This is a genomic window from Streptomyces sp. ML-6 (assembly GCF_030116705.1).
In the GTDB taxonomy this organism is placed as follows: Bacteria; Actinomycetota; Actinomycetes; order Streptomycetales; family Streptomycetaceae; genus Streptomyces.
Window position 1 is genome coordinate 6210583 of record NZ_JAOTIK010000001.1, and the last position, 12893, is coordinate 6223475.

12 protein-coding genes are annotated in these 12893 nt (G+C 70.9%); all 12 read left to right on the forward strand.

The window, feature by feature from the left end:
* Positions 1 to 51: 51 nt before the first annotated feature.
* The 12 genes from OCT49_RS27500 to OCT49_RS27555 all read left to right on the forward strand — a co-directional run bounded on the left by OCT49_RS27500 (position 52) and on the right by OCT49_RS27555 (position 12880).
* On the forward strand, positions 52 to 636 hold the full coding sequence (locus tag OCT49_RS27500) for a PaaI family thioesterase (RefSeq protein ID WP_283854478.1): 585 nt from the start codon (positions 52 to 54) through the stop codon (positions 634 to 636).
* Complete coding sequence (dut, locus tag OCT49_RS27505) at positions 636 to 1169, forward strand: dUTP diphosphatase (RefSeq protein ID WP_148837650.1); 534 nt, start codon at positions 636 to 638, stop codon at positions 1167 to 1169. Before OCT49_RS27500 ends, dut begins: the two co-directional genes overlap by 1 nt.
* Position 1170: 1 nt before the next feature.
* A complete protein-coding gene (locus OCT49_RS27510) occupies positions 1171 to 1944 on the forward strand; it encodes a DUF3710 domain-containing protein (protein WP_283854479.1) in 774 nt (257 codons plus the stop codon).
* Positions 1945 to 2315: 371 nt separating this feature from the next.
* Complete coding sequence (gene kdpF, locus OCT49_RS27515; RefSeq protein ID WP_148837648.1) at positions 2316 to 2405, forward strand: K(+)-transporting ATPase subunit F; 90 nt, start codon at positions 2316 to 2318, stop codon at positions 2403 to 2405.
* 7 nt (positions 2406 to 2412) lie between these two features.
* Positions 2413 to 4077, forward strand: a complete 1665-nt coding sequence (gene kdpA / locus OCT49_RS27520; protein WP_283854480.1) for a potassium-transporting ATPase subunit KdpA — start codon at positions 2413 to 2415, stop codon at positions 4075 to 4077.
* A complete protein-coding gene (gene kdpB / locus OCT49_RS27525; RefSeq protein WP_283854481.1) occupies positions 4074 to 6200 on the forward strand; it encodes a potassium-transporting ATPase subunit KdpB in 2127 nt (708 codons plus the stop codon). The genes kdpA and kdpB overlap by 4 nt, the downstream gene beginning before the upstream one ends.
* A 22-nt stretch (positions 6201 to 6222) precedes the next feature.
* Positions 6223 to 6891, forward strand: coding sequence for a potassium-transporting ATPase subunit C (locus OCT49_RS27530; protein ID WP_283854482.1), 669 nt, complete (start codon positions 6223 to 6225; stop codon positions 6889 to 6891).
* A gap of 202 nt (positions 6892 to 7093) precedes the next feature.
* Positions 7094 to 7840 (forward strand): ABC transporter ATP-binding protein, encoded by a 747-nt coding sequence (locus OCT49_RS27535; RefSeq protein ID WP_283854483.1) that lies wholly within the window; start codon positions 7094 to 7096, stop codon positions 7838 to 7840.
* Between the two features lie 240 nt (positions 7841 to 8080).
* Positions 8081 to 10624, forward strand: a complete 2544-nt coding sequence (locus OCT49_RS27540; protein ID WP_283854484.1) for a DUF4118 domain-containing protein — start codon at positions 8081 to 8083, stop codon at positions 10622 to 10624.
* A gap of 146 nt (positions 10625 to 10770) precedes the next feature.
* Positions 10771 to 11463 carry a response regulator gene (locus OCT49_RS27545; protein ID WP_283854485.1) on the forward strand — a complete coding sequence of 231 codons (693 nt, stop codon included), beginning with the start codon at positions 10771 to 10773 and terminating at the stop codon, positions 11461 to 11463.
* A gap of 175 nt (positions 11464 to 11638) precedes the next feature.
* Positions 11639 to 12055, forward strand: coding sequence for an OB-fold nucleic acid binding domain-containing protein (locus tag OCT49_RS27550; protein WP_187438874.1), 417 nt, complete (start codon positions 11639 to 11641; stop codon positions 12053 to 12055).
* Positions 12056 to 12058: 3 nt separating this feature from the next.
* A complete protein-coding gene (locus tag OCT49_RS27555; protein WP_283854486.1) occupies positions 12059 to 12880 on the forward strand; it encodes a DUF3159 domain-containing protein in 822 nt (273 codons plus the stop codon).
* Positions 12881 to 12893: the final 13 nt, after the last annotated feature.

Genomic DNA, 12893 nt, shown 5'->3' on the forward strand with positions numbered 1-12893 from the left:
AGCTTGGCACGGTGCGACCCGCGGGTAGCCGCGCGGGTAAGGTCTGCGCCTGTGAGTGGAACATCTGAGGCCCTGAAGCCCCCGGCCGACGCGGTGAAACCGGTCCGGCACCCCGAAGCCCCGGCCCCGGGCGAGCTTCTCGGCGCGCACTACGAACACTGTTTCGGCTGCGGGGAAGGGCAGCCGCACGGGCTGCACCTCCAGACGCGGGCCGGTGACGGCGTCCGCGTCACCGCCGAGTTCACCGTCCGGGCCGCCCACCAGGGCGCCCCGGGCCTGGCGCACGGCGGCATCCTGGCCACCGCGCTGGACGAGACGCTCGGCTCGCTGAACTGGCTGCTCCGGGTGATCGCCGTGACCGGCCGGCTGGAGACCGACTTCGTGAGCCCGGTGCCGGTGGACACCGTGCTGCACCTCGACGCCGAGGTCGTCGCGGTGCACGGCCGGAAGATCTACTCGCGGGCGACCGGCCGGATCGGCGGCCCGGACGGGCCCGTGGCGGTCCGGGCCCAGGCCCTCTTCATCGAGGTCAAGGTCGACCACTTCATCGAGAACGGCCGCCCGGAGGAGATCCGGGCCGCGATGGCCGACCCCGACCAGGTCAAGCGCGCCCGTGCGTTCGAGGTGAACCCCTGATGCGCCACCCCGTGGACGTACTGATCCGCCGGATCGACCCGGAGGTGCCGATTCCGGCCTACGGCCACCCGGGCGACGCCGGGGTCGATCTGGTGACCACCGAGGCCGTCGAGCTCGCTCCGGGCGAGCGGGCGGTGCTGCCCACCGGTGTGGCGATCGCGCTGCCCGACGGGTACGCCGCGTTCGTGCACCCGCGCTCCGGCCTCGCCGCCCGCTGCGGAGTCGCCCTGGTGAATGCCCCGGGGACGGTTGACGCCGGGTACCGTGGAGAGATCAGGGTGATCGTCATCAATCTCGACCCGCGTGAGCCCGTGCGGTTCGACCGGTTCGACCGGATTGCCCAACTGGTTGTCCAGCAGGTCGAGAAGGTGCGCTTCCACGAGGTGGCGGAGCTGCCCGGCTCGGCTCGCGGCGACGGGGGCTTCGGATCCACCGGAGGACATGCTTCCGGTGATGTCGGTGGTGTCAGGGACGGGATCACCCAGGGCGGGAACAGCTACGCTTCGGTCGTACCCGACCGGGAAGGACAGTGACGTGTTCGGACGTCGCAAGAAGAGTGGTTCCGCCGAGGACGTGGCGGACGAAGCGCGCGGGGCCGAGCAGGTCGTCGACGAGCTCGATGACGCGGACGGGGCCGACAGCGGCCCGCGGCGGGTGAATCTCCCGCCGGCACCGCGGCCGGACGGGCCGTGGGACGTCTCCGAGGTCTCCCAGCCCGGCGAGGGCCGGGTGGACCTGGGCGGCATCTTCGTGCCCGGCGTCGAGGGCATGGAGCTGCGCGTCGAGGTGGCCGGTGACGCGATCGTCGCCGCGACCGTGGTGCTGCGCGACAGCGCCATTCAGCTGCAGGCCTTCGCCGCCCCCAAGAAGGAGGGCATCTGGGGCGAGGTCCGTGAGGAGATCGCCACCGGCATCACCCAGCAGGGCGGGATCATCGACGAGGTCGAGGGTCCGCTGGGCTGGGAGCTGCGTGCCCAGGTGCCCGTGCAGCTCCCGGACGGCACGAACGGCGTGCAGCTGGTGCGGTTCGTCGGTGTCGACGGACCCCGCTGGTTCCTGCGCGGGGTGATCTCCGGCCAGGGCGCCGTCCAGCCGGAGGCCGCCGGGCTGCTGGAGACGATCTTCCGGGACACCGTGGTCGTCCGTGGCGAGGGCCCCATGGCGCCGCGCGACCCGATCGTCCTCAAGCTGCCCAACGACGCCCAGATGGTGCCCGAGGGCGTCCAGCAGGAGAACCAGGAGGGCTCCAGGTTCTCCGGTGACATGGGCCGGCTCCAGCGCGGCCCCGAGATCACCGAGGTGCGCTGAGCAGGGCCGGGCAACCGCCCGGCACGGCTTCGGCCGGTGGGCCGCACCCCTTCCGAGGGGTGCGGCCCACCGGCCGTTCTGCGTCCGGGAGCGGAGTCCGGCGGCGCACGGAAGGCGTACGGACGGAAGGCGTACGGGAGGCGCGCGTATGGGGCGCGTATCGGCCACGTATGCGCGCCGTCAAAGGCCCGCCGTTCCCCGTAAGGAAGCCATCAACGCAGGCCAGGACGGCTGTGGCGGGAGGTTTGCTCAAGAGGTCCGAGAAATCCGTACCTCATCTAGGAGCACACGATGGCCGATGTGGCCTTCGTCGTCACCACGATCGCGGTGTTCGCGCTGGTGGCTCTGGTCGCCAAGGGGGTGGCCAGGCTGTGACCGTCGAAAACGTCGTCGGCCTCGTCGTGGCCGCCGCCCTGCTGGGCTACCTCGTCCTCGCCCTTCTGTACCCGGAGAGGTTCTGAGCACGATATGAGCCCCGTCCTCGCCGGTGTGCTCCAGGTCCTCGCGCTCGTCGTGGCGCTGGGACTGGCGTACCGCCCGCTCGGCGACCACATGGCCCGCGTCTACTCCTCGGAGAAGCACCTCCGCGTCGAGAAGTGGATCTACCGGACCGTCGGCGTCGACCCGAACACCCGGATGCGCTGGCCCGCGTATCTGCGGGGTGTGCTCGCCTTCTCCGTGGTGAGCGTCCTCTTCCTGTACCTGCTCCAGCGGCTCCAGGGCAGCCTGCCCGGCTCGCTCGGCTTCGTCTCGATCGACCCGGACCAGGCGTTCAACACGGCGGCTTCGTTCGTCGCGAACACCAACTGGCAGTCGTACTCCGGCGAACAGGCCATGGGCCACGTCGTGCAGACCGGCGGCCTGGCCGTGCAGAACTTCGTCTCGGCCGCTGTCGGCACAGCCGTCGCGGTGTCCCTGGTACGGGGCTTCGCCGGGTCCCGCACCGGTGAACTCGGCAACTTCTGGGCCGACCTGGTGCGCGGCACCGTGCGGATCCTGCTGCCGATCGCCGTGGTCGGCGCCCTGGTGCTCGTCGCCTGCGGCGTGATCCAGAACTTCTCCGGCATCCACGAGGTCGGGCAGTTCACCGGCGGTTCGCAGCAGTGGAACGGCGGCGCGGTGGCCTCCCAGGAGGTCATCAAGGAGCTGGGCACGAACGGTGGCGGCTACTTCAACGCCAACTCGTCCCACCCGTTCGAGAACCCCAACGGCCTGTCCAACCTCTTCGAGATCTTCCTGATCCTGGTCATCCCCTTCGCGCTGACCCGCACCTTCGGCCGGATGGTCGGCTCGCTCAAGCAGGGCTACGCGATCCTCGGCACCATGGCCACCATCTGGGTCGGTTTCACGGCGCTGATGATGTGGACGGAGTTCTCCCACAACGGGCCCGCGTTCGATATCGCCGGCGGGGCGATGGAGGGCAAGGAGACCCGGTTCGGGATCGCCGGCTCGTCGATCTTCGCCGTGACCACCACACTCACCTCCACCGGCGCGGTGAACTCCTTCCACTCCTCGTACACCGGCCTCGGCGGCGGCATCACCATGCTCGGGATGCAGCTGGGCGAGATCGCGCCCGGCGGGGTCGGCTCCGGCCTCTACGGAATGCTGGTCATGGCGGTCATCGCCGTGTTCATCGCCGGACTGATGGTCGGCCGCACGCCCGAGTACCTCGGCAAGAAGATCGGCACCCGCGAGATCAAGCTCGCCGCCTGCTACCTCCTGATCACCCCGGCACTGGTGCTCTGCTTCACCGCCGCGGCGATGGCGCTGCCCACCCCGCCCCACTCGATGCTGAACTCCGGCGCGCACGGGTTCTCCGAGGTGCTCTACGCCTACACCTCGGGCGCGAACAACAACGGTTCCGCGTTCGCCGGGCTGAACGCGGACACGCAGTGGTTCAACACCTCGATCGGCCTCGCGATGCTGCTCGGCCGGTTCCTGCCGATGGTGTTCGTCCTCGCGCTGGCCGGCTCGCTCGCCGAGCAGAAGCCCGTGCCGGTCACCCCGGGAACCCTGGGCACGCACCGGCCGCTGTTCAGCGGCCTGCTGGCCGGAACGATCCTGATCATCACCGGTCTCACCTACTTCCCGGCGCTCGCACTGGGACCGCTCGCCGAAGGGCTGGCGTCATGACCACTCGTACGGAACAGGAGGACCCGGTGTCCACCGTCACCCCCACCCGGGCACCGCACCGGGAAGCGCCCGCGGAGCAGCGGGGCGAAGGACGCGTCGGCGGGGGCCTGTTCGACCCCGCGCAGCTGGTCCGGTCCCTGCCCGACGCCGTGCGCAAGCTCGACCCCCGGGTGATGGCCAAGTCCCCGGTGATGTTCGTGGTGCTGGTCGGTTCGGTGTTCACGACCGTACTGGCGTGCCTGGAGCCGGGGGAGTGGTTCGGCTGGGCGATCGCGGTCTGGCTGTGGCTGACCACGATCTTCGCCAACCTGGCGGAGGCGGTCGCCGAGGGACGCGGCAAGGCGCAGGCCGACACGCTGCGCAGGGCCAGGACCGACACCGTCGCACGGCGGCTGACCGGCGGGAACGAGGAGCGGGTGCCCGGCACCGAGCTGCGCATCGGTGACCTGGTGGTCTGCGAGGCCGGTGACATCATCCCGGGCGACGGAGACGTCGTCGAGGGCGTCGCGAGCGTGGACGAGTCGGCGATCACCGGCGAGTCCGCCCCGGTCATCCGGGAGTCCGGCGGCGACCGCAGCGCCGTCACCGGGGGCACGAAGGTGCTCTCCGACCGCATCGTCGTCAGGATCACCACCAGGCCCGGCGAGACCTTCATCGACCGGATGATCGCCCTGGTCGAGGGCGCCGCCCGGCAGAAGACGCCCAACGAGATCGCGCTGAACATCCTTCTCGCGTCCCTCACCGTCGTCTTCCTGCTCGCCGTCGTCACCCTCCAGCCCTTCGCGGTGTACGCCGGGCAGGAACAGTCGATGATCGTGCTGACCGCGCTGCTGGTCTGCCTGATCCCGACCACCATCGGCGCGCTGCTCTCCGCCATCGGCATCGCCGGCATGGACCGCCTCGTGCAGCGCAACGTCCTCGCCATGTCGGGGCGTGCCGTCGAGGCCGCCGGGGACGTGTCGACGCTGCTGCTCGACAAGACCGGCACCATCACGCTCGGCAACCGGCAGGCCGCCGAGTTCGTACCCGTGAAGGGCACGACCGCGGCCGAACTGGCCGACGCCGCCCAACTGTCGTCGCTCGCCGACGAGACGCCGGAGGGCCGCTCGATCGTCGTGCTCGCCAAGGAGAAGTACGGACTGCGCGAACGTCACCAGGGCGAACTGTCCGGCGCCGAATGGGTGGCCTTCACCGCCCAGACCCGGATGTCCGGCGTCGACGTGGACGGACGCAGGGTCCGCAAGGGAGCGACCGGCTCGGTCGTCGCCTGGGTCGGGGAACGCGGCGGCACCGTCACGCGGGAGGCGCAGGCGCTCACCGACACGATCTCCGCAGCGGGCGGCACACCGCTGCTGGTGGCCGTGGAGGACGAGCACGGCGCCCGGGTCCTCGGCGTCATCCACCTCAAGGACGTCGTCAAGGAGGGCATGCGGGAACGATTCGCCGAGCTGCGCCGGATGGGCATCAGGACGGTCATGATCACGGGTGACAACCCGCTGACCGCCAAGGCCATCGCCGAGGAGGCCGGCGTCGACGACTTCCTCGCCGAGGCCACGCCCGAGGACAAGATGGCCCTCATCAAGCGTGAACAGGCGGGCGGCAAGCTCGTCGCCATGACCGGCGACGGCACCAACGACGCCCCCGCGCTCGCCCAGGCGGACGTCGGGGTGGCCATGAACACCGGCACCTCGGCCGCCAAGGAGGCCGGGAACATGGTGGACCTGGACTCCAACCCCACCAAGCTGATCGAGATCGTCGAGATCGGCAAGCAACTGCTCATCACCCGGGGCGCGCTGACGACCTTCTCCATCGCCAACGACGTCGCGAAGTACTTCGCGATCATCCCCGCGATGTTCGCCGTGGTGTACCCGGGCCTGGACAAGCTCAACATCATGCAGCTGTCCTCGCCCCAGTCCGCGATCCTCTCGGCGGTGATCTTCAACGCGCTGATCATCGTCGCCCTGGTGCCGCTCGCCCTGAAGGGCGTGCGCTACCGGCCCAGCGGTGCCGACTCGATGCTCCGGCGCAACCTGGGGATCTACGGACTCGGCGGCCTGGTCGCCCCGTTCATCGGGATCAAGATCATCGACATGGTCATCTCGCTCGTACCCGGGCTGAACTGAACTGAGGAATCGGCTGACCGCCATGAACAACTCCGTAGCGAACACCGCCCGGTTGCTGTGGGCCGGGCTGCGCGCCCTGCTCGTCCTCACCGTCGTCTGCGGCGTGCTCTACCCGCTCGTCGTGACGGGCGTCGCCCAGGGCGTCTTCCCCGAGAGGGCCAACGGCTCCGAGATCACCGCGAACGGCAAGGTCGTCGGCTCCGAGCTCATCGGCCAGCGTTACGACCTGCCGCTGAAGAAGGGACAGGAGACCGCGGCCCCCGACCTCAGGTGGTTCCAGCCGCGCCCCTCCAACGGCCTGGGCACCAACAGCGTCAACACCCGGTACGAGCTGATCCTCTCCGGCGCGACCAACCGTTCCGGCGACAGCGAGGAGCTCGTCGACCAGGTCACCGCCGCCAAGGCCGCCGTCGTGAAGGACAACTCCGTACCCGGCCACCCGGTCGACCCCGCCGATGTGCCGGCCGACGCCGTCACCTCCTCGGGCTCCGGCCTCGACCCGGACATCTCCCCGCAGTACGCACGGCTCCAGGTGCGCCGGGTGGCCGAGCGCAACCATCTGCCCGTCGAACGGGTGGAGAAGCTCGTCGAGCAGCACACCGACGGCCGGATTCTCGGCTTCGTCGGGGAGCCGAGGGTCAATGTCCTCCGGCTCAACATCGCCCTCGAACAGCTGGTGAACGGGGGCTGAGGACGCGTACGCAGCGGGGCGCGGAGACGAACGCCCGCGCCCTGTCCGCCCGTTCACCGACCCACGCGGTACCCGCCCGTACCGGGCCGGCCGGCCGGGAAACCGGCGGCGGACCGTGCCGTTCACCGCCCCGGCGATTGTCCGGCCCGCGCCCATTGCACATACTGGCGGCCCACGGGATCTCGCACGCACCGGGAGAGACATGACCGAGACCAACGGCCGGACGGGTACGGACGGACAGGGCGGCACCGCCCTCGCCGAGGGGCCGGCCGGCGGGCCCATGATCCGGGTCGAGGACCTGCACCGCTCGTACGGCTCCGGCGCCGCGGCCGTCCATGCGTTGCGCGGAGTCTCCTTCGAGGTGCCGCGCGGGGAACTCGTCGCGCTCAAGGGACGCTCGGGCTCCGGCAAGACCACCCTGCTCAACCTGCTCGGCGGGCTCGACCGCCCGGACAGCGGCCGGATCACCATCGACGGCACGGACCTCGCCGAACTCGGCGAGGACGGGCTGCTGGAACTGCGCCGGGACCGGATCGGCTTCGTCTTCCAGTCGTTCGGCCTGATCCCGATCCTGACCGCGGCGGAGAACGTCGGCGTGCCCCTGCGGCTGCGCAAGGCGGACCCGCGCGAGCGCGAGGAGCGGGTGGCGCTGCTCCTCTCCCTGGTCGGCCTCGCCGACCACACGGCCCAGCGCCCCGGCGAGCTCTCCGGCGGCCAGCGCCAGCGCGTCGCGATCGCGCGGGCACTCGCCAACCGGCCCGCGCTGCTGATCGCGGACGAGCCGACCGGCCAGCTCGACGCGGAGACCGGACTCGCGGTGATGGAGCTGCTGCGTGCGGTGGTGCGGAGCGAGGGCGTCAGCGCCCTGGTGGCGACCCACGACACCCAGCTGCTGGGGCTGGCGGACCGGGTGCTGGAGCTGAGCGACGGGCACATCGTCGAGAACTGAGCGACGGGCCCGTCATCGAGTGCGCCCGACGGGGTGGGTACGGAGGGACGAGGACGGTACGGCAGGGACGGGGCGTTCCCGGCACGGCGGGACGACCCCGTCGGCCGGGCCAGGGCGTCAGAATCCTGTCAATTCGGTCCCCCGCCCCGCCCCCGCGTCCCCTTCGCCGGGAATCCTCGGGGTAGCGTCGAAGCGACTGCCTGACCGGACGCAGTCGCTCGCGCAGAAGACAATGGGGCCATGGGACGCGGCAAGCTTCGGATCTACCTGGGTGCGGCACCCGGCGTCGGCAAGACGTACGCGATGCTCTCCGAGGCCCATCGACGGGTGGAACGGGGCACCGACTGCGTCGTCGCCTTCGTGGAGCACCACGACCGGCCGCGCACCGAGGTCATGCTGCACGGCCTGGAGCAGATCCGGCGGCGCGAGATCGAGTACCGCTCCGCCGTCTTCACCGAGATGGACGTCGACGCCGTCCTGGAACGCGCCCCGGCCGTCGCCCTGGTGGACGAACTGGCGCACACCAATGTGCCGGGCTCCCGCAACGCCAAACGCTGGCAGGACGTCGAGGAGCTCCTCCAGGCCGGCATCGACGTGATCTCCACGGTCAACATCCAGCACCTGGAGTCGCTCGGTGACGTCGTCGAGTCGATAACCGGCGTACGGCAGCGCGAGACCGTCCCCGACGAGGTCGTCCGCAGGGCCGACCAGCTGGAACTCGTCGACATGTCGCCCCAGGCGCTGCGCCGCCGCATGGCCCACGGCAACATCTACAAGCCGGACCGGATCGACGCCTCCCTGTCCAACTACTTCCGCCCCGGCAACCTCACCGCCCTGCGCGAGCTGGCCCTGCTCTGGGTCGCCGACCGGGTCGACGAGTACCTCCAGCAGTACCGCGGCGAGCACAACATCCGCACCACCTGGCAGGCCCGCGAACGCATAGTCGTCGGCCTGACCGGCGGACCCGAGGGCCGCACCCTCATCCGTCGCGCCTCCCGGATGGCGGCCAAGGGATCGGGCAGCGAGATCCTCGCCGTCTACATCGCCCGCAGCGACGGACTGACCTCGGCCTCGCCCAAGGAGCTCACCGTCCAGCGAACCCTCGTGGAGGACCTCGGCGGCACCTTCCACCACGTCATCGGCGACGACATACCGTCGGCGCTCCTGGAATTCGCACGCGGGGTGAACGCCACGCAGATCGTCCTCGGCTCCAGCCGCCGCAAGGCGTGGCAGTACGTCTTCGGACCGGGCGTGGGCGCCACCGTGGCCCGCGAGTCCGGACCCGACCTCGACGTCCACATCGTCACCCACGAGGAGGCCGCCAAGGGGCGCGGCCTGCCCATCGCCCGCGGGGCCCGGCTGGGCCGGGCCCGGATCATCTGGGGCTGGCTGGTCGGCGTGGGTGGCCCGGCCCTCCTCACGCTGCTCCTGGCCAGTCTGGACAGCGGACCCGGACTCGCCAACGACGTCCTGCTCTTCCTCTTCCTGACCGTGGGCGCCGCGCTGATCGGCGGACTGCTGCCCGCCCTCGCGTCGGCCGCCGTGGGCTCGATGCTGCTGAACTACTGGTTCACCCCGCCCACCCACACCCTGACCGTCCAGGACCCGGAGAACTTCGTCGCCATCGTGATCTTCTTCGCGGTGGCGGTCGCGGTCGCCTCGGTCGTCGACCTGGCGGCGCGCCGCACGCACCAGGCGGCCCGGCTGCGCGCAGAGTCGGAGATCCTCTCCTTCCTGGCCGGCAGCGTGCTGCGCGGCGAGACGACGCTGGACGCGCTGCTGGAACGGGTCCGCGAGACCTTCGGCATGGAGTCCGTCGCCCTGCTGGAGCGCACGAGCGACGTCGATCCCTGGACGTGCGCCGGGAGCGTCGGACCGGGCCCGGTGGCCCGGCCGGAGGACGCCGACGCGGACATGCCCGTCGGCGACCACATGGCACTCGCACTCTCCGGGCGGGTGCTGCCCGCCGAGGACCGCAGGGTGCTCGGCGCGTTCGCCGCCCAGGCCGCCGTCGTACTGGACCGGCAGCGGCTGGTCGACGAGGCGGAGGAGGCCCGGCGGCTCGCCGAGGGCAACCGGATCAGGACCGCGCTCCTGGCCGCCGTCAGCCACGACCTGCGCACCCCGCTCGCCGCCATCAAGGCCGCCGTCAGCTCGCTGCGCTCCGACGACGTCGCCTGGTCCGACGAGGACGAGGCCGAGCTGCTGGAGGGCATCGAGAACGGCGCCGACCGCCTCGACCACCTGGTCGGCAACCTCCTGGACATGTCCCGGCTCCAGACCGGCACCGTCACCCCGCTGATCCGCGAGATCGACCTCGACGAGGTGGTCCCGATGGCGCTCGGCGGCGTACCGGAGGACAGCGCCGACCTGGACGTCCCCGAGAGCCTGCCCATGGTCGCGGTGGACCCCGGCCTGCTGGAGCGGGCCGTCGCCAACATCGTGGAGAACGCCGTCAAGTACAGCCCTCCCGGGCAGCGCGTCACGGTGGCCGCCAGCGCGCTCGGCGAACGCGTCGAGCTGCGGGTGGTGGACCGCGGATCCGGCGTCCCCGACGAGGCCAAGGAGCGTATCTTCGAGGCGTTCCAGCGCTACGGCGACGCCCCGCGCGGCGTCGGCGTCGGACTGGGCCTCGCCGTGGCCCGCGGCTTCGTCGAGTCCATGGGCGGCACCCTGGACGCCGAGGACACTCCCGGCGGCGGCCTCACGATGGTGCTGACCCTGAAGGCGGCACCGGGACACGCCCCGGCCGGCCCCGGCCTGCCCGCGCGGGCCGTTCCGTGACCGCACGGCCCCACTCCGTGCCGCACACCCCGCGCCGCGCCCGCGCACTCCGCCCCATGATCCCCGACCCCATGATCCCCGCGACGAAGTCCCCGGCCCCCACGAGGCCCGGGGAGACCGCCGTACAGCAGAAAGGCAGGGCCCCCATGACCAGGGTGCTCGTGGTCGACGACGAGCCGCAGATCGTACGCGCCCTCGTGATCAACCTGAAGGCGCGCAAGTACGAGGTGGACGCGGCGCCCGACGGCGCGACCGCCCTCCAGCTCGCCGCCACCCGCCACCCCGACGTGGTCGTCCTCGATCTCGGACTGCCCGACATGGACGGCGTCGAGGTGATCAAGGGGCTGCGCGGCTGGACCCGGGTCCCGATCCTGGTGCTCTCCGCCCGCCACACCTCCGACGAGAAGGTCGAGGCCCTGGACGCGGGCGCCGACGACTACGTCACCAAGCCGTTCGGGATGGACGAGCTGCTCGCCCGGCTGCGCGCCTCCGTCCGCCGGGCCGAACCCGTCGGGCAGCACGACTCCGACGACGTGGTGCTCGTCGAGACCGAGGGGTTCACCGTCGACCTCGCGGCGAAGAAGGTCCACCGCGAGGGACGCGACGTGCGGCTCACCCCCACCGAGTGGCACCTGCTGGAGGTCCTGGTCCGCAACAGCGGCCGGCTGGTCAGCCAGAAGCAACTGCTCCAGGAAGTCTGGGGGCCCTCGTACGGCACCGAGACCAACTACCTGCGGGTCTACATGGCCCAGCTGAGGCGCAAGCTGGAGGCCGACCCCTCGCACCCCCGGCACTTCGTCACCGAGCCGGGCATGGGCTACCGCTTCGAGCGCGGCTGACCGGGGGCCGGGCCCGTTCCGGGGTCGTTCCGTGCCCGTTCCGTACCCGGTCGGTGTTCGTTCCGTGCCCGGTCGGTGTCCCTTCCGCGGCGGTTCGGTGCACCAGGGCGTTTCACCCGGTCGGGTGAGATCCGGGATACCCGCTCGGAGCAGCCCGGACCGGTACCCTTCGGGTATGAGTGCTGTTCCCCGATCCGAGAAGCAGGGCAAGGCGGACAAGCCGTCGAGCCGCTTCCGTCGGATGCTCGACCGGTTGTCCAGCTCCCAGGAGGACCTGGAGTCCGAGGAGCTCCAGGAGGACGCGCAGGCCTCGGGCTGCACGCGGATCTCCGAATGCACCGACCGGCAGATCGTGAAGGTGACCGGTACCTTGCGGACCGTCACCCTGCGGCCGCGCGCCGGAGTGCCCGCCCTGGAGGCGGAGCTCTTCGACGGCACCGCACCGCTGGACGTCGTCTGGCTGGGCCGGCGCTCCATCGTGGGCATAGAACCGGGCCGCAGGCTCATCGCCTCGGGCCGGATCGCCATGAGCCACGGGCGCCGGGTGCTGTTCAACCCCAAATACGAACTCCGACCGCTCGGCAAGGAGTAGCCGGTGACGTCTTCCGACAAGCCGTCGTCCGACACGGACCCCACCACCCGCCCCGACCCGCAGGACACCGGGACGAAGCCGGTCGCCGATACGCAGGCGGTCACGGAGGCCGCGCTCTTCGAGGCGTTCGGCGGCGTCCGGGGCATGGTGGAGACGGTCGTTCCCGGACTGCTGTTCGTCACCATCTTCACGATCAACAAGGACCTGCACGTCTCGGCCATCGCGGCCCTGGTCGTGTCCCTGGTCCTCGTCGTCGTGCGGCTGGTCCGCCGGGACACCGTCAAGCACGCCTTCAGCGGTGTCTTCGGGGTGGCCTTCGGCGTGGTCTTCGCGATGATGACCGGCAACGCCAAGGACTTCTACCTGCCGGGCATGCTCTACACGCTCGGCCTGGCGCTCGCCTACTTGATCACCACCCTTGCCGGGGTGCCGCTGATCGGCCTGATCCTGGGCCCGGTCTTCAAGGAGAACCTCTCCTGGCGCACCAGGAACCCCGGGCGCAAGAAGGCGTACGCCAAGGCCAGCTACGCCTGGGGACTGATCCTGCTCGCCAAGTGCGCGATCCTCTTCCCGCTGTACTGGTGGGCCGACACGACCCAGTTCGGCTGGGTCCTGGTCGCCCTGAAGATCCCGCCGTTCCTTCTCGCGGTCTATCTGACCTGGGTCTTCCTCGCCAAGGCGCCGCCGCCCATCGACGTCTTCGCCGAAATGGAGGCAGCGGAGCAGGCCGAGAAGGAGCGCAAGGCCGAGAGGGAACGTGAGGCCGCCGCGGCCCGCGAGCAGGAGACCGCCGCGGTGCGCGACAGGGAGTACCGGGAGTACTGAGACACACCGGGAC

What these genes read in the sequence shown, in the direction of transcription:
- dut (WP_148837650.1), top strand. Translation starts at nt 636, where the DNA reads ATGCGCCACCCCGTGGACGTACTGATCCGCCGGATCGACCCGGAGGTG.
- kdpA (WP_283854480.1), top strand. Translation starts at nt 2,413, where the DNA reads ATGAGCCCCGTCCTCGCCGGTGTGCTCCAGGTCCTCGCGCTCGTCGTG.
- kdpB (WP_283854481.1), top strand. Translation starts at nt 4,074, where the DNA reads ATGACCACTCGTACGGAACAGGAGGACCCGGTGTCCACCGTCACCCCC.
- OCT49_RS27530 (WP_283854482.1), top strand. Translation starts at nt 6,223, where the DNA reads ATGAACAACTCCGTAGCGAACACCGCCCGGTTGCTGTGGGCCGGGCTG.
- OCT49_RS27535 (WP_283854483.1), top strand. Translation starts at nt 7,094, where the DNA reads ATGACCGAGACCAACGGCCGGACGGGTACGGACGGACAGGGCGGCACC.
- OCT49_RS27540 (WP_283854484.1), top strand. Translation starts at nt 8,081, where the DNA reads ATGGGACGCGGCAAGCTTCGGATCTACCTGGGTGCGGCACCCGGCGTC.
- OCT49_RS27545 (WP_283854485.1), top strand. Translation starts at nt 10,771, where the DNA reads ATGACCAGGGTGCTCGTGGTCGACGACGAGCCGCAGATCGTACGCGCC.
- OCT49_RS27550 (WP_187438874.1), top strand. Translation starts at nt 11,639, where the DNA reads ATGAGTGCTGTTCCCCGATCCGAGAAGCAGGGCAAGGCGGACAAGCCG.